Origin of the sequence: Kribbella speibonae (genome assembly GCF_004331375.1) — a bacterium.
Classification (GTDB): Bacteria; Actinomycetota; Actinomycetes; order Propionibacteriales; family Kribbellaceae; genus Kribbella; species Kribbella sindirgiensis.
Genome location: NZ_SJKC01000003.1, coordinates 1,387,422 through 1,403,970, shown reverse-complemented (window position 1 = coordinate 1,403,970; position 16,549 = coordinate 1,387,422). Strand labels below are relative to the sequence as shown.

Genomic DNA, 16,549 nt, shown 5'->3' with positions numbered 1-16,549 from the left:
ATGACCGAGACCATCAACAATTTCGTCGATGGGCAGCTCGTCGAATCCGCGACGGATTCCTTCATCGAGCTCGTCGATCCGTCGACCGGGGACCCGGACGGCCGCTCCCCGATCACGCTTCCATCGGAAGTCGACCGGGCATACGAGGCGGCTGAACGTGCGCTGGAGGGCTGGAAACGCCTCTCGCCCAGACGGCGCCAGACGTACTTGCTGGATCTGGCGGATGCGATCGCCGCCTGCCGCGACGAACTCAGTGTGCTGCAGGCGCGCGACACCGGGCAACCCCTGCGCTACATCGCGAGCGAAGAGGTCGACCAGGGCGTCGACCAGCTCCGGTTCTTCGCCGGTGCCGCTCGTCTCCTCGAGGGCAAGGCAACGGGCGAATACCTCGAGGGGCACACGTCCAGCATCCGCCGCGAGCCCATCGGAGTGGTCGGGCAGGTGACGCCGTGGAACTACCCGTTCGCGATGGCGATCTGGAAGATCGCACCTGCGCTGGCCGCAGGTAACACCGTAGTTCTGAAGCCGAGCGATACCACGCCTCGCTCGACGGTGCGCCTGGCCGAGATTGCCGGCACAGTACTTCCGCCTGGGGTGTTCAACGTCGTGAACGGCGACGCGACGACGGGCCGATATCTGGTTGAGCATCCGGTGCCCGGCCTGGTGGCGATCACGGGGTCGGTTCGGGCGGGCATCGAGGTGGCGACCTCGGCGGCGCGGTCGTTGAAGCGAGTGCATCTCGAGCTGGGCGGGAAAGCTCCGGCGGTGGTCTTTCCGGACGCCGATCTTGCCGCGGCCGCAGCGAAGATCGCCGGCGCGGCGTATTTCAACGCCGGCCAGGACTGCACTGCTGCGACCCGGGTCATCGCGCACGAGAGCATTCACGATGCGCTGGTCGATCTTCTCGTCGAGGAAGCCCAGAGCACGAGGCCGGGACACTCCGCCGACGAGCGCGCCGACTATGGTCCGCTGAACAACGGGAGTCATCTCGCCAAGGTGGAGGCGTTCTTCACGGAGCTACCCGCGCATGCCAAGGTCGAGACGGGCGGTGGCCGGCACGGGAACAGGGGCTTCTACTTCGCACCCACCGTTGTGAGCGGGGTCAAGCAGAACGACCGGATCGTCCAGGAGGAGGTCTTCGGCCCGGTTCTCACCGCTCAGCCCTTCGCCGATGAAGCGGAGGGGCTCTCACTTGCGAACGGGGTTCGATACGGGCTGGCCGCCAGCGTGTGGACGCGCGACCACGGCACCGCGGATCGGATGACACGCGAACTCGACTTCGGATGCGTATGGGTCAACGCCCACATCCCCTTCGTGTCGGAGATGCCGCACGGTGGATTCGGCTCCTCTGGATACGGCAAGGACCTGTCCGGCTACGGATTCGACGACTACACGCGCATCAAACACGTCATGAGCGCGCACTACTGATCCGCGATATTCCGATCCGATGGGGCCTCTGATGAATCTTGGGAACACGTCCGTACTCCTGGGTGCGGAGAACGTCGAAGTATCCGAGCTGCGGCGCCTTGCGAAGGTCGTTGAGACGGCGGGCTTCCACGCGGCCTGGACGGTTGACGGCGACGCGGACCCGTCGGTGTTCAGTCACGAGATCCTCGCCCAAACCACGGGACTCGTCTCGGGCAGTTGCGTTGTAGCTCGCTGGAAGCGGCATCCGATGCTGATGGCGCAGACCCTGGCATCGCTCGATCACCTCTATCCTGGCCGCGTCAGCATAGGGATCGGATCCGCCGCTTGGATGAGCCACCCGCGGGCATCCTGGGGCGCGCCGCTGGATCACCTCGTCGGGCGCATGAGCGAGTTCGTGGAGATCCTGCGGCGCGCTCTCGCGGGTGAGCATGTCGACGTCGATGGGCGGTACTACGTCGCGGAGGGCCGGGCCGCCCCGACGCCGAGCCACCACGTGCCCATCTATGTGGCGGCCGCCGGCCCGCAGATGGCTGGGCTGGCGGGTCGGAAGGCTGACGGCGTGTTCCTCCATGTTGGTACGGCGGCGCGGATCGGCGTGCTTGCCGAAGCCGCGAGATCAGCTGCCGAGCGGGTCGGTCGGGACCCGGACGGATTGCGCGTCGACCAAGTGGTTTACGCGTGCGTGGACGAGACGCGGGAGCTTGCCGCCGATGCGTTGCGTCGGCTCATCGCCACCGGGCTGAGTGACGACCAACTGACAGAAGCCGTTACCGAGCTACGCAGCGCCGAGACCGCGGCAGCGGTGATTACTCAGCGGACCGCAGGGGATCACGAGGCAGTGGCGGCAGCGATTCCCGATGAATTCCTCGATCAAGTCGGAGTGGCGCTGGCGCGCTCTGAATCGGCCGCCTACGTCGACGAGGCGCTCGCGAGGGTGCGTGCTCCCGGCGTCTCGGCACTGACGCTGTACCCGCTCCCCGCCAAGGCATCCGACTTCGCGGGTAGTTACGCGGCCTTCGCCGACCTGTTCCAACGCTTGGCCGAGGCGAACTAGCCGCAGGCAATCAACAGTCCCGCAGCGCTTGGCCACGCCCGACCGCGGGTCGAAGTAAACGAAGGTGTTCTGTGGGTGTTCCTCCGCCGCTGAGTTCGCCCTTCGACAATTCGACTCGGAGGCTGCGCTCTCGCCTTCACACCTGTCTGGCTAAGGGCAAAGCGCTCGTAGCACAGAACCATTGACAGGCTTGTACCCGGCCACTACCGTTCCCTTAACACTCGTTATATAACAAGCAGTTCAGATACGGTATCAGGCAGGGTCCGTGGTCGTGATGACTGCGGGGTTGTTTGTCGAATCATTCCTGATCACGATGGGAGTTGGCCGTGGTGAGTTCGTCACAGGGTCCCTCGGGGTTGACGTCAGCTGAGCCTTCGGGGATGACTCGGCGAGGTTTCATAGGGCTGGGGGCTCTGGCTGCGGCCTCGATCCCGGTGTTGAGCGCGTGCACCGGGTCGTCGTCGCCGGGTGCCCAGCGCGCGTCGGGGCCGCCGAAGAAGGGTGGTGTTCTGAAGCTCGGGATGCTCGGCGGCGGGTCGAGCGAGACCCTCGATCCCACCAGGCCCCTTAACAACATTGACAGCTCACGCTCCGGGCAGATCTATGACCTTGCCTACTCCCAAGACCCTGAGGGTCGGACGATCCCGTGGCTGATCCAGGAGGCAACCCCGGGCGCGACCGCGTGGAAGTTGCGGGTCCGCGATGGGGTGACTTTCCACGACGGACGACCGCTGACCGCGGCCGATCTGGCGTGGTCGTACAACTGGGCCCTGAATGCCTCCAACGGTTCGTACGGTCGTGGCGCCCTGCTCAGCGGGCGGGTGAAGTCAGTGAGGGCGCTGGACAAGACCACGGTGCTGATCGAGTTGAGCCAGCCCAACTTCCTGCTCGATCAGACGCTCTCGACATTCTCGCTGGCGATATTCCCGAACGGTACCCACCCGGGGGCCGGGGGCAAGTTCATCGGAACCGGTCCGTTCAAGCTGGATCGCTTCGCGGCCGGGCAGCGTGCGGTGTTCAGCGCCAATCCGAACTACTGGGGCGGCTCCGGCGACTTCGTCTCGGAGGGGCCCTATCTTGACGGCCTTCAGATCGTGTCGATCACCGATGCCGATGCGCTGGCGAACGCGGTCCGGTCCGGTCAGGTGGACGCTGTGACCGGCATCGCCTTCGAACATCTCGCGGCTTTCCAGCAGACCCCTGAGTTCACCGTGTACAACAGCCCTTCTGGCAACTGCAACGTTCACGCGATGGACACGCAGGCCGCGCCGTACAACGATCCGCGGGTGCGCAAGGCGCTGCGCCTGCTGGTCGATCGCGAGCAGCAGGTGTCCAACGGGGTCAGCGGCCAGGGCAAGGTCGCCAACGACCTGTTTGCATGGTTCGACCCGTACTACGCCGCGGACCTGCCGCAAATCTCCTACGACCCCGACCAGGCCAAGTCACTGCTCAAGGCCGCGGGGATGGAGACGGCGACCTTCGAACTTAACTCCACCAGCGCTACGCCCGGTGTGCTCGCCAGCGCCAACCTCTTGGCAGAATCCGCGGGCCGGGCCGGGGTCAACGTCAAGGTCAAGCAGGTCCCCTACGAAAGCTACTTCTCTACCACCTACCTCAAGAAGCCGTTCTTCGGCTCGCAATGGGCCCTCGGTCTTACTCAGACGTGGAACAACGCGCTCACCTCCGACGCCCCCTACCCCGAGACCCGCTGGAAGAATGCTCAGTGGTCGTCGCTGTACAACCAGGCGCTCGCGAGCAGCGACGAGGCGCGCCGCAAGAGCCTGCTGGCCGACGCGCAGAAGATCCTGCACGACGAGGGCGGCTACATCATTCCGGTGTTCACCAACCATTCCGACGTGGCCCGCTCCAAGGTCGCCGGCCTCGTCAAATCCGCACCCTTTGCAGGTGCGCTGAGCGACTTCCGAGGCGCCTGGATCGAGTGACATGCAGTTGCCGGATTGGGTCCGGGTGCGTGGGTATGGAGCGCCGTAACCGCGAACCCAAGATGGAACTGTCCTTCTGAAAAGGCCGCAGCGCACTTTGCGAAGGAGCATCGGTGAGCGACATGTACACGTTCGCCGACGCAAAGTGCGCCGCCGTCCGCACTGCCCTCCGTCGAGACCGTCGAATATGTGCCTATCTCGGTCGGGGTTCCACGAATAGCGCATCAGCTCAGGCAGCGCGACCGCCGAGCTCCAGGAGTTGCTCAAGATCACGGCACTGTCCGACGCCGCCCACGGCATCCCCAGGAACCGGGACATGCACGCCGCGCCGGCCCGCGGCGACAAGCAGAGCCGGCCTCGAGCTGGTGCGCGAGCGACGCTCAGGTGGATTGCGGTGGCCAAATCCAAGCTCCTCTTCGGCCTGCCCGACCTCGGCCAACCTCGGCATGGCTCGGGCTGCTCTGCCTCGGACACCGCGAACAGGCCGATCAGATCGCGGGTAGCGTGTCCCGGACCGTCATCGCAGCGGGGTTGCACGAGTACTGTGCCCCCGTACATCGGCCGCGGCATCGGCACCTCGCCGTTCGCCTGGTCGACGCTCATGACCGGACTCACCGAGCAAGATTCCGTGGCCGAATGCAGCTACCTCTGGTAGGCCTCCAGGCCCGCGACGGAGTCGTCCATCGCCCGCTCGACTGCATCACGGCCGTGAGCCGGCAGCCAGCACACCAGTCGGTCGACGCCGGCTTGCTCTAGCCGCTCGAGTCCTGCCGGATCCCGCATCGACCCCGACAGGGTCACCGGTATGTGGGAGCGGCCTGCCTCTGCGGCGGCGCGCCGCAGCTCGCCAATCCTGCTCGCGAGGTCTTCGTCGTCTCCGCCTTCGTTGGGAATCCACCCGTCGCCATACGCGACGACGCGATTGATGACCCCGCGTCCGTTGCCGCCTACCAAGACCGGTGGGTGGGGCAACTGTATGGGCTTCGGCCAGCACCAGATCCGGTCGAAGCTGACGTGCCGGCCGGAGTAGGTCGCCTCGTCCTCGGCCCAGATCGCCTTCATCGCCTCGATCCGCTCTCGCATCACCCCGAAGCGCTGGGCGAGATCCGTTCCGTGGTTGCGCATCTCCTCTGCGTTCCAGCCGGCCCCTACGCCGAACAGGAAGCGGCCGTGCGAGAGACGGTCGATAGATGCGACCTCCTTCGCGGTGATGATCGGGTCGCGCTGGATCACCAGGCAGATCGCGGTTCCGATCCGGATCCGCTCAGTCGCCACCGCCGCGGCTGCCAGCGCAACGAACGGGTCGTAGGCGCGGCTGTATTCGGGCGGTAGCTCCGCCCCGTCGCTCGAATAAGGCGATTCCCGGCTGGCCGGGATATGCGTGTGCTCAGGAAACAAGAGGGACTCGAAGCCGCGCTGCTCCGCCATCCGGGCGAGCTCCGGCGGATCCTGCACGTCCTCGGTGGGGAAGATCGCGACTCCGAATTCCACGATACGTAAATCTCCTCAAGAAGTCTGGGGTATGTGCCCGTAGCAACAATCCTGGGCGCCCGGCTCCGATTGCTGAGAGTTGATGCACATTGAGGATCGCTCGGCGAGGATCACGCTCGTGATGCGAGCATCTTCGAGAGCACGTTCTCGGTGATGCGCTGGACTCGTGCGTCAGGCCGCGCGCTCGGCATGTCCTGGAAACTCGGACGCTGGTAGCCGGGCGGCTGCGCAAGCCCTGAGGACCACCAGCACGTAGATGCATTGAAGACCACGTTGCCCCGCGGTCCGGGATAGACCGTCGCGATGTACTCGCCAGGCCCCACCGAGGGATCGTGAGTCGTACCCCTCGACACGACCTCCAATCCCTCGATGTCCGCCAGCAGACCCTGCCACTCGTGCCCGACGAGATTGGGAATCGCGTCGCCCGCGCCCATCCCAGTTCCCTCGAACACCCAGTGGTCAGGCAAACTGCACACCCAGTCCGCACAGCCGGACGACGGCAACTCATTGCCCGCGCCGATCAACTGCCCCTCGGCCGGCGCCTCACCCGGGACGGGCCACTCATTCCTGGCGACGGCCCCGATTGGATGGTCAGGTGGGTAGCGTTCGAGGAGTTCCTGTTCGCCGAAGCGGTCGATACGGGAGAACACGCGGTCCGGTCGTCTCGAGGCGCCCGACCGAAGGCCAATCGAGAAGTTGGCGATGTTCCCGGAGAAGAAGCCGAGGCTGACGCCGGCGTCGACCGCAGCGCGCAGATTGTGATACATCTCGACAGTCCAGTACTCATCGTGACCGATCGACAGAAACCCGGCTGCCCGAGACATCGCGGCGGTGCCCAGGTGGGTGTCGAGATTCGAGCAATACGTCACGTCGTAGCCCATTTTCTCGAGCCAGTAAGTCATCGGGAATTCGAACACGAAGAACTCACCACTACCCGGGATCGCTGTCGACCAGGCCGGCAAATAGGGCCGCTCGAAGCTCACAGCCAACTCAGTCCCGTAGTAGGGATCAGGCCCGCCGTCCGAGTACAACGAGTACGAGGTCGGCCAGCCGTTATAGGCCTGCCAAGTGAAGTCCGAGGTCTGCACGATCAACTCGGCTTCACGCTCATCCCGCACCACAAACACGATGTAGTTCTCGGTACCGTCATCGACCCTCGTCAGCTTCCCCAAATACACACCGCTGACCCAGTCCGCCGGAATCAAAAACTCATACGACGGCGACCACGCACACTCCATCAAACGCTCAGCATCAGGCCTAGGATCCGGCTGCACAACGCCACTGATCGGACCGACACTCAACACCTGCCGCGCACCCAAACGCTGGTAATACCCCATCCGAAACACATCCAGCATGAACTCCCCAGCAGGAGCCATACTCACAAAAACCTGCAGCAATTCACAAGCCTTCACGCTCGCACGCGAGCACCACCCCTCGATCCTCTCGGACCGACCCGAGTCCCGGTCGCCGTCGTTGTCTCCGTAATGCCCGACAGGGAGATAGGTCTCGTCGTCCGGCCCGGGAGTGTCGCTGAGCGACGTGCCCGGTGTATGGCGCGGACGCTCCGAAGCCCATGACGACGTGGTTGGGGCGAACCGCAGACGCTCCGGGAGCCATGACAGGGTTCCCGGCTTGAGATTCTCCGCCACAATAGGATTGTTACGCGACGCAGTCATCTACACCTCTCCTCTGAGGTCCACCGGATCGGATGGCAACTCATGTGCCTCGGCGAGAATCACGCTCGTGATGCGAGCATCTTCGAGAGCACGTTCTCGGTGATGCGCTGGACTCGTGCGTCTGGCCGCGCGCTCGGCATGTCCTGGAAACTCGGACGCTGGTAACCCGGCGGCTGCGCAAGCCCGGTCGCCCACCAACACGTACTGGCGTTGAAGACCACGTTGCCTTTGGGTCCGGGATAGACCGTCGCGGTGTACTCGCCAGGGCCTAGTGAAGGGTCGTGGGTCGTCCCCCTGGACACGACCTCCAGACCCTCGATGTCCTCGGCCGGGTGACCGTGCCATTCATGCCCGACGAGATTGGGAATCGCATCGCCCGCGGCCATCCCAGTTCCCTCGAACACCCAGTGATCAGGCAAACTGCACGCCCAGTCCGCACAGCCGGTCCACGGCACTGCACTTTTGGCGCCGATCAGCTGCCCTTCGTCCGGTGCATCGCCCGGAACAGGTTGCGCCCTGTGTTGGGCCCCGATTGGATGGTCGGCGGGATAGCGAGCGAGGAGTGCCTCCTCTCCGAAGCGGTCGATTCGGGAGAACACGCGGTCCTCTCGTCCCGAGGCACTCGGCCGCAGGCCAATCGCCCCCCAGCAGACGTTTCCGGAGAAGAAGCCGACACTCACCCCGGCGTCGACCGCGGCGCGCACGTTGGCATACATCTCGACTGTCCAGTATTCGTCATGGCCGACCGACAAGAACCCTGCAGCCCGAGACAGCGCGGCGGTGCCCAGGTGCGTATCGAGGTTCGAGCAATACGTCACGTCATAGCCCATTTTCTCGAGCCAGTACGTCAACGGGAACTCCCACACGAAGAACTCACCAGTACCGGGGATCGCTGTCGACCAGGCCGGCAAGTAGGGCCGTTCGAAGCTCACGGCGACTTCAGTCCAGTAGTAAGGGTCGGGTCCGCCGTTCGAGTACAGCGAGTACGAGGTTGGCCAACCGTTATAAGCCTGCCAAGTGAAGTCCGAGGTCTGCACGATCAACTCGGCTTCACGCTCATCCCGCACCACAAACACGATGTAGTTCTCGGTACCGTCGTCGACCCTCGTCAGCTTCCCCAAATACACGCCACTGACCCAGTCCGCCGGAATCGAGAACTCATACGACGCCGACCACGCACACTCCATCAAACGCTCGGAGTCAGGACTAGGATCCGGCTGAGCAATGCCGTTAATCGGGCCGGCGCTCATTACCTGCCGCGCACCCAGTCGCTGGTAATACCCCATCCGAAACACATCCAGCATGAACTCCCCAGCAGGAGCCATACTCACAAAAACCTGCAGCGAATCACCCGCCGTCACACTCGCCTGCGAGCACCACCCCTCGATCCTCTCAGACCGACCCGAGTCCCGGTCGCTGCGTGCCCAGGGAGTCTCGTCGTACGACATGGTTGGTGTGAAGCGCTGGCGCTCCGGGAGCCATGACAGGGTTCCCGGTTTGAGATTCTCGGCCACGATGGGATTGTTACGCGACGCAGTCATCTACACCTCTCCTCTGAAGAAACTCAGAAACCGATGCCAACTCACCTGGCCTCCATGCCCGCCGACCTCCCGACCATGAGCGCGTTCGCCGAGATCACATTGAGGGTCACTCGGCGATCACGCTCGTCGTGCGAGCATCTTCGAGAGCACGTTCTCGGTGATGCGCTGGACTCGCCCGTCAGGCCGCGCGCACGGCGCGCTCGAACTCGGACGCTGGTATCCAGGCGGTTGCGCAAGCCCTGAGGACCACCACACCGTTGCCGCGTTGAAGACCACGTTGCCTTTGGGTCCGGGATAGACCGTCGCGGTGTACTCGCCAGGGCCCACCGAAGGGTCGTGCGTCGTCCCCCTGGACACGACCTCCAGACCCTCGATGTCCTCGGCCGGCGCACCATGCCATTCATGCCCGACGAGATTGGGAATCGCATCGCCCGCGGCCATCCCAGTTCCCTCGAACACCCAATGGTCAGGCAAACTGCACGCCCAGTCCGCGCTGCCAGACCACGGCGGATCATTCCTCGCGCCGATCAGATACCCCTCGTCCGGTGCCTTGCCCGGAACCGGAGTGTGCCTGTACGCGGCTCCGACTGGATGGTCGGCGGGGTAGCGAGCGAGAAGTGCATCATTCCCGAACTGGTCGACGCGGGAGAACACGCGGTCCGGTCGGCCCGAAGCACTCGGCCGCAGGCCGATCGCCGCGCAGACGGAGTTCCCAGAGAAGAAGCCCACGCTGAGCCCACCGTCGATCGCGGCGCGCACATTGTGGTACATGTCGACGGTCCAGTATTCGTCATGGCCGACCGACAAAAACCCTGCAGCCCGGGACAGCCCGGCGGTCCCCAGATGCGTGTCGAGATTCGAGCAATACGTCACGTCATAGCCCATTTTCTCGAGCCAGTACGTCATCGGGAATTCGAACACGAAGAACTCACCAGTACCGGGGATCGCTGTCGACCAGGTCGGCAAATAGGGCCGCTCGAAGCTGACAGCCACGTCCATCCCGTAGTAGAGGCTGGGCCCGCCGTTCGAGTACAACGAGTACGAATTCGGCCAGCCGTTATAGGCCTGCCAGTTGAAGTCCGAGGTCTGCACGATCAACTCGGATTCACGCTCATCCCGCACCACAAACACCAAGTAGTTCTCAGTACCGTCGTCGACCCTCGTCAGCTTCCCCAGATACACACCACTGACCCAGTCCGCCGGAATCGAGAACTCATACGACGGCGACCACGCACACTCCATCAAACGCTCATCATCAGGGCTAGGCACCGGTTGCACAACGCCCTCGATCGGACCGGCGCTCATCACCTGTCGCGCACCCAGGCGCTGGTAATACCCCATCCGATAGATGTCCAGCATGAATTCGCCAGCAGGTGCCGTACTCACAAAGATCTGCAGCACATCACCGGCCTTGACACTCGCATGCGAGCACCACCCCTCGATCCTCTCAGAGCGACCCTCGTCCCGGTTCCTGTACTCATCACGCTGGTACTCCCCAAGCGGGGAGTAGGTCAGGTCGCGCTCCCCAACGGACGGCGGGCTCGGCGTAAAACGCAAACGCTCGGGGAGCCATGACAAGGTTCCCGGCTTGAGATTCTCAGCCACGATGGGATTGTTGCTCGACGCAGTCATCTACCTCTCCTCTGAAGAACTCCGAAACCGATGCCGACTCACGGGCTTCCGTGCCGGCCCACACTCCCCGTCCATGCGCGCGTATCGCCGCGACCACCTCCGGCTCCCCGATGCGCGACAGCCACCCGGGCTGACCTACCGAGGTGCGGTGGATGCGCATTGACCGCGGGCGGCGGCAAGCGCCTCGCTCGCGGCGCGTTGACCGCTACGGATCGCGCCCTCCATGGACCCATGCCAGCCTTCGCCGGCCGTGTGTTCTCCAGCGAAGCTGAGTCGCCCGACGGGGCGTGCCACGGCCTCGTCATCCACCGGACGAGCGACCGAGCGCGCTACCTGGACGGCTCGAATCCATGGCTGGTCATGCCAGGTGCAAAGCATCACGGCCGACCGGTCCAGTCGCAGATCCGGCCGCAGCTGCTCGAGCGCATCCAGCCAAAGCTCAGGACCGTTGTCGATGTCAAGCCCCGCGAGTCCCGAGTCGGTGTTAGCGAGTGCGGAGAGCATGTGACGGGGCGCGCCGTCGCGGTCCAGCTCGGTGTAGCACCAATAGCGTCCGGGAACCGACAGCGTCGCGCTCGGCGGCACGGGCTCCACGAGGCGCACAAACAGCTTCACGCCGTGCGCATACAGCAGGCTCTTCGTCTGCTTGGCGGCCGGCAGCGCGGGCTCGAACGTGATGTCGTCGATGAGCCGCGCCGGCACCGCGACAACCGCCGCGTCTGCAGATATCTCGCCGCTTGCGGTACCGACCACGACGCCGGTGCCGGTCTGCGAGACCCTCGTTACCGGCACGTTGAGGTTGACGGGGCGCTCGAGCGACGCGGCCAAGCACTCGGCCAGGCGCATGTTGCCACCAACGATGGTGTGCGAGTCGGAGTCGTCGAATCCCGCACTCGTGAGCTCACTGACGCTGAGGTCATCAGCGATGTGGCCACAACTGATCTCGACGCGAGCCTTCAGAGCCTCAGCGACCGCCGAGGGCACGCCAGCGATGCGAAGGGCCTCCGACACAGTGCAATCGTCAGTCACACCCATGTCAGTCAGATCCGTCTCGAGCCTCTCCACAGCCGCCTTCATTTCCTCCGAAGACGTCGGCTCGCCCCCCCGCGGCTCACGAACCCCGTACGGCATCCCCTTACGGCGAAGCTCCAGGCTGAACCGGTCGATCAGCCGACGTTGTTCGTCATAACCAGGAAACACGAACTCCGCTCCGCGTTCGACCGTGCCCAGCTCGCCGAAGGGCACCGACCATACCCGACCGCCAACCCGTTCAGAGGCCTCGAAGACCTCCACATCTGCCCCGGCCCGATGGAGTTCGTCTGCTGCCGCAAGACCGGCCAACCCCGCTCCGATGACCGCAATCCTCATGATTACTCGCCTCTCTCGCCTCTGACGTCATGGCTCGCAGGGTGCACGCTTCTAGCAACAATCTGTCTGGCACTCAGCTCGCGGGTCCGCCGGTGACGTAGACGGTCTGACCTGCGACGTAGCTGGCATCGTCGCTGCACAGGAACGAGATCACGGCCGCTACGTCTTCCGGCTGGCCGATGCGCCGCATCGGAATCTCGTGTAGCGATGATTCCTTGACCTCGTCGAAGGGGACGCCGATACGCTCAGCCGTCGCTCGGGTCATCGCCGTCTCGATGAAGCCTGGAGCCACCGCGTTCACGTTGATGTTGAACGGTCCCAGCTCGATCGCGAGAGTCTTGGTGAATGCTTGAATTCCAGCCTTCGCAGCCGAGTAGTTGGCTTGGCCGCGCGCGCCCAGAGCCGAGCTGCTGCTGAGGTTCACGATCTTGCCCCAGCGCTGATCGACCATCGACTTCTGTGCCTCCCGAGCACACAGGAAGCTTCCGCGCAGGTGCACGCCCATCACGGTCTCCCAGTCATCCTCGGACATTTTGAACAGCAAGTTGTCCCGAAGCACACCCGCGTTGTTCACGAGTACGCCGACGGGGCCGAGCTGGGTCCGGATCGCCTCGAACGTCTTCTCAACGGCCGCCGAGTCAGACACATCGCACGGGAACCCCGCCGCCGTCGCGCCGCCCTTCACGAGTTCGCCGACGGCGCCTTCTACGTCACCCTCATTCAGGTCGAGCACTGCCACCGCAGCTCCATCGGCCGCGAGCCGCGCCGCGGTCGCGGCACCAATGCCGCGGGCTGCACCGGTCACGACAGCGACCTTGTTCGCCAGGAAGTTCACGACGGTTCCTCCGTTGTATTGATCAACAACGCATCCAACTGGTCCTGCATGACTTTCTCGAGCACATTGCGGATCACGGGCGCGAGGTTGTTGCCGTAGCTGCTCGCGACCGTGTCCGAGATCATGGCGTCTAGCCAGGTTCGGTGACCTCGCGGAGCGTGACGCGGACATCCAAGATCGAAGGCCCGGACGCAGCTAGCACAACCGGGTTGAGGTCGAGTTCGAGCAGATCATCCGAGCCCAGAACCAGTTCGCCCACCTTGGCGACCAGTTCGATCAGGTGATCTCTGATCGCTGGCGCGGCGCGGCGCGAGTTGACGATGCTGCCGAGCACGCCGAGGCGGTCGATGGCCTCCTCAATGTCGGCGCGCTGGAATGGTGGAAAGAGGATCGCTCGGTCACCGATGTCCTCGGCGTAGACGCCGCCGGCGCCGACCATCACCAGCGGCCCGAGCGGTGAGTTCTTGAGTGCGCCCACCAAAGCTTCGACGGCCGGATAGACAAACGGTGTCACGAGCGCGGCAGCCTCGGTGCCGTGATCTGCACAGATCGCGGCCATTCGCTTCCAAGCAGCGCGCATGTCCTCGGCGCTCTCGATGCCGACCACGACGCCACCGACATCGGACTTGTGGCTGACGGGATCGGACAGGACCTTCATCACCAGCTGGCTGGCAGTGAAGTCGGCTCGCGCCGCAAGGGCCTCGTCTTCACTCGCGACGACGAGCGCTTGCGGAAGCCCGATGTCAACGCGGGCGTCGAACCAGGCCCGAGCGGCGTCCTCACGCAGGGTACGGCCGACCTGGCTCGCCGCCGATGCGCTGCGTTCGACCCAGCCGGTCCGGCCCTGACCGTGAAGCGCGTTCCGGTCGGCTTGGTAGACAAAGACGGCTAGCGCATCTTCTATCAACTCGATCACCGGCACGTTGTGCGCACGCAGATAGGCTAGACTCTCGGCCCCGCTGTAGGGGAAGTAGGTCTGCAGCACCAACGGCTTACCAGCCGCGTCGCGAGCCGCAACCATCTGCTTCGCCCACGTCAGCTGGTCCTCTAGATGCTCGGGCCCACCGAATGCCCCGGGATAAACCACTGCATCCACGTCGGGTGACTGCAGGGAGATCTCGATCGTCCGCGGGAGGACATCTGGGGAGTTGACGCCGACGAAATCGACGGGATTGACGACCGAGGCCTGAGGAAGGACGACCTCGCGCAACGCCGATTGGATCTCTGGCGAATGGGGCTCCAGCGACAAACCAGCGCGCACGGCCGCGTCGGCGCCCATCACAGAGTACCCGCCGCTCTCGGTGAGGATCCCCAGGCGCTTACCCTGCGCCAGCGGCTGGCCGCTGAACGCCTGGGCGACGACAATGAGCTCGCGCATCGACCTGGCATCGATCACACCGGCCGCGCGCAGCCCCGCGGAGATCACCGCATCGTCGCTGGCCATCGCCCCGGTATGCGAAGCCGCCGCCCGCGCGCCCGCGTCTGTCACCCCTCCGCGCAGGACCGCAACCGGCTTCTCGCGTGCCAGCCGACCGGCCGCGTCGAGAAACTCGGCCGGCTCAGCCATACCTTCCAGGTACACCAAGACGCTGTCGACCTCTGGATCCTCCGCCAAGTAATCAAGCACGTGCGCGGCCCTGACCATCAACTGGTTGCCAAGGCTGACGAAGCACGACAGGCCGAGATCGCACACCCTGAGCGCCTCATAGATCGCCATCCCGACAGCGCCGCTTTGCGAGACGACAGCCACCCGGCCGCTCGGGATTCCCTCCCCCATCGCATTGAGGCTGGCCGGCGCGGAATAGATGCCCATCGTGTTCGGGCCGATGACGGTCATTCCCGAGTCGGTCGCACGGGCGAGCAGCTCATCGCTCAGCTCGACGTTCCCGGCCTCAGCGAAACCATTCGCCAGGATCACCGCGCACCCTGCCCCGAGCTCCCCCGCCTCCGCCACGATGGCGGGACAAACATCCGCTCGAACCGCGACCAAGACAAGGTCGACTGGCGAGCCGATCGCCGACAGCGATGGAAGGATCTCGTGCCCGCGGTACGTACCACCTGACGACCCGACCAAATGCAGCTCCCCGGCGTAGCCGCCCTCAATGATGCTGTAAGCAAGACTTGACCCGTACCTGTCCTCCCTGGAGGAGGCCCCAACCACGGCGACGGAGCGGGGACGAAGAGCGCTGCGAAGCGCCCGAATCATGCTCGCCGTCTTGTCGATGCCAGTTGCTTGCGGGTTCAAGAGCCCTCCAAAGCCAAAAGGGGATTTCACACAGGCACGGTGGAACACATGCACGCCTACACGGTGTGCCGCAGTGTACATATCAGGTGTTGTATATTGCAAGGTACACAACGTGCAGCCGGCCTGCGAGACCCCGCGCCAGTGGGCACCTGGCGCCGGTTGCGAAGTGCTGGCGATCGATGCTCACGCAGCGTGGGCTGGGGTCTTGATGGGAGTCTGGCCGATGAGGAGTGGAGACGAAAGACTCGGTCGGAGCCCCGAAGAGGTTCGCCGCCGAGGAGCTAGCCGAGGGCCGGAGGACGTTGGGCGTGCTCGCGCCTCTGGGCCCCTCGAAGGCGCGCGAGACGATGCGCGGACAGAAGGTGCGTCGGTGCGGGCGGTCGACATCCCACCGCCGCCGGCTGCGCCACCGGGTGGCGACCGGTGGGGTGGTTCGTTGGGTGACGAGCTGCGGTCGCTCGTGCGCTCGAACCTGCGGCGGTTCGAGCGACGCCGGATCCGACTGACCGGCGGCCGCCGCCGGGCCGCCGTGGCGATCGCGCTGCTCGACGCCGACACGAACCCGGCGATACTGATCATCAAGCGTGTCAATAGGGGACGTCACGCCGGTCAGTGGGCCTTTCCTGGTGGCGTTGTGGAGCCCGGCGAGCGCGCCGCGACGGCGGCGCTCCGCGAGGCGTTCGAGGAAGTCGGTCTCGAGCGTGCCGACGTCGTTGGTCCGCTCGATGACATCCTCACCGGGACCGGCTTCATCATCACCCCAGTAGTGATGTTCGCCGCCACCACCTCGCGGCTGAGGCGCAACGCCGATGAGGTTCATTCCCTCCATCGGGTTGGGCTGACGCGGCTGGTCGCCGCCGGCATGCCGCGCTGGGTGCGCGACGATTCGGGCCACGAACTGCTTCAATACCCGCTGCGCCACGACATGGTCGTCTACGCACCGACCGGTGCGATCCTGTGGCAGTTCGCGGAGGTCGCGCTGCGGGGCCGGACGATACGGGTTGCCGACCTCAGGCAACCAGCCTTCGCGATGCAGTAGTTTCGACATGGATGCGGACACCGACTCGGTACGTCTTGGTGGGCGTCGAGCACTGCGTTCGCCGCGCTAGGCGAGACGGTGTCCGTAGCAACATCTCTGAGCAAGGGGGGATGAGATCGCTGCCCTTGCGAAAGGCGCCGCGGACGCGAGGCTCACGCCGGGACGCAAGATGCTGGACATCAACCGCACCGGCGGTTTGGGCACGAAGGTCATCTGAAGGATTCCGGCGACCATCCGCGGCGGCAGATCGCTACGTTTCGCGCCGCTCGCCGAGACGCTGTGGCGGGGCGATTCTCA

Annotated in this window: 12 protein-coding genes; 4 read left to right on the top strand and 8 right to left on the bottom strand. The window is 64.8% G+C overall.

The features are described 5' to 3' along the window. From E0H92_RS27850 to E0H92_RS27840, 3 genes are all read left to right on the top strand, one after another. Entirely contained in the window at positions 1–1,428 is a 1,428-nt protein-coding gene (locus tag E0H92_RS27850; protein WP_131498273.1) for a gamma-aminobutyraldehyde dehydrogenase, read from the top strand. Between the two features lie 31 nt (positions 1,429–1,459). Then, on the top strand, positions 1,460–2,482 hold the full coding sequence (locus E0H92_RS27845; protein ID WP_165550057.1) for an LLM class flavin-dependent oxidoreductase: 1,023 nt from the start codon (positions 1,460–1,462) through the stop codon (positions 2,480–2,482). A gap of 380 nt (positions 2,483–2,862) precedes the next feature. After that, the gene (locus tag E0H92_RS27840) at positions 2,863–4,425 is read left to right on the top strand and encodes an ABC transporter substrate-binding protein (protein ID WP_131498271.1); all 1,563 of its coding nucleotides are present in this window, start codon (positions 2,863–2,865) and stop codon (positions 4,423–4,425) included. 642 nt (positions 4,426–5,067) lie between these two features. On the opposite strand, the gene E0H92_RS27835 is transcribed toward E0H92_RS27840, so the two are convergent. From E0H92_RS27835 to E0H92_RS27805, 8 genes are all read right to left on the bottom strand, one after another. Then, the gene (locus tag E0H92_RS27835; RefSeq protein WP_131498270.1) at positions 5,068–5,916 is read right to left on the bottom strand and encodes an LLM class F420-dependent oxidoreductase; all 849 of its coding nucleotides are present in this window, start codon (positions 5,914–5,916) and stop codon (positions 5,068–5,070) included. A 110-nt stretch (positions 5,917–6,026) separates the two neighbouring features. Next, a complete protein-coding gene (locus E0H92_RS27830; RefSeq protein ID WP_131498269.1) occupies positions 6,027–7,592 on the bottom strand; it encodes a N,N-dimethylformamidase beta subunit family domain-containing protein in 1,566 nt (521 codons plus the stop codon). A gap of 59 nt (positions 7,593–7,651) precedes the next feature. Next, a complete protein-coding gene (locus E0H92_RS27825) occupies positions 7,652–9,133 on the bottom strand; it encodes a N,N-dimethylformamidase beta subunit family domain-containing protein (RefSeq protein WP_131498268.1) in 1,482 nt (493 codons plus the stop codon). Between the two features lie 117 nt (positions 9,134–9,250). Beyond that, positions 9,251–10,765, bottom strand: a complete 1,515-nt coding sequence (locus tag E0H92_RS27820) for a N,N-dimethylformamidase beta subunit family domain-containing protein (protein ID WP_131498267.1) — start codon at positions 10,763–10,765, stop codon at positions 9,251–9,253. Between the two features lie 135 nt (positions 10,766–10,900). Next, positions 10,901–12,133 (bottom strand): flavin monoamine oxidase family protein, encoded by a 1,233-nt coding sequence (locus E0H92_RS27815; RefSeq protein WP_131498266.1) that lies wholly within the window; start codon positions 12,131–12,133, stop codon positions 10,901–10,903. A 73-nt stretch (positions 12,134–12,206) separates the two neighbouring features. Beyond that, on the bottom strand, positions 12,207–12,968 hold the full coding sequence (gene fabG / locus E0H92_RS27810; protein WP_238173614.1) for a 3-oxoacyl-ACP reductase FabG: 762 nt from the start codon (positions 12,966–12,968) through the stop codon (positions 12,207–12,209). Further along, complete coding sequence (locus tag E0H92_RS45585; protein WP_275670106.1) at positions 12,965–13,093, bottom strand: hypothetical protein; 129 nt, start codon at positions 13,091–13,093, stop codon at positions 12,965–12,967. The genes fabG and E0H92_RS45585 overlap by 4 nt, the downstream gene beginning before the upstream one ends. A 5-nt stretch (positions 13,094–13,098) precedes the next feature. Then, a complete protein-coding gene (locus E0H92_RS27805; RefSeq protein ID WP_238173634.1) occupies positions 13,099–15,174 on the bottom strand; it encodes an acetate--CoA ligase family protein in 2,076 nt (691 codons plus the stop codon). Between the two features lie 475 nt (positions 15,175–15,649). Here E0H92_RS27805 and E0H92_RS27800 point away from each other — a divergent pair, with 475 nt between their 5' ends. Next, a complete protein-coding gene (locus tag E0H92_RS27800; RefSeq protein ID WP_202873850.1) occupies positions 15,650–16,252 on the top strand; it encodes an NUDIX hydrolase in 603 nt (200 codons plus the stop codon). Positions 16,253–16,549 lie beyond the last annotated feature (297 nt).

Coding starts and splice junctions, on each gene's coding strand:
- E0H92_RS27850 (WP_131498273.1), top strand. CDS start 1: ATGACCGAGACCATCAACAATTTCGTCGATGGGCAGCTCGTCGAATCC.
- E0H92_RS27845 (WP_165550057.1), top strand. CDS start 1,460: ATGAATCTTGGGAACACGTCCGTACTCCTGGGTGCGGAGAACGTCGAA.
- E0H92_RS27840 (WP_131498271.1), top strand. CDS start 2,863: ATGACTCGGCGAGGTTTCATAGGGCTGGGGGCTCTGGCTGCGGCCTCG.
- E0H92_RS27830 (WP_131498269.1), bottom strand. CDS start 7,592: ATGACTGCGTCGCGTAACAATCCTATTGTGGCGGAGAATCTCAAGCCG.
- E0H92_RS27825 (WP_131498268.1), bottom strand. CDS start 9,133: ATGACTGCGTCGCGTAACAATCCCATCGTGGCCGAGAATCTCAAACCG.
- E0H92_RS27820 (WP_131498267.1), bottom strand. CDS start 10,765: ATGACTGCGTCGAGCAACAATCCCATCGTGGCTGAGAATCTCAAGCCG.
- E0H92_RS27815 (WP_131498266.1), bottom strand. CDS start 12,133: ATGAGGATTGCGGTCATCGGAGCGGGGTTGGCCGGTCTTGCGGCAGCA.
- E0H92_RS45585 (WP_275670106.1), bottom strand. CDS start 13,093: ATGATCTCGGACACGGTCGCGAGCAGCTACGGCAACAACCTCGCGCCC.
- E0H92_RS27805 (WP_238173634.1), bottom strand. CDS start 15,174: ATGATTCGGGCGCTTCGCAGCGCTCTTCGTCCCCGCTCCGTCGCCGTG.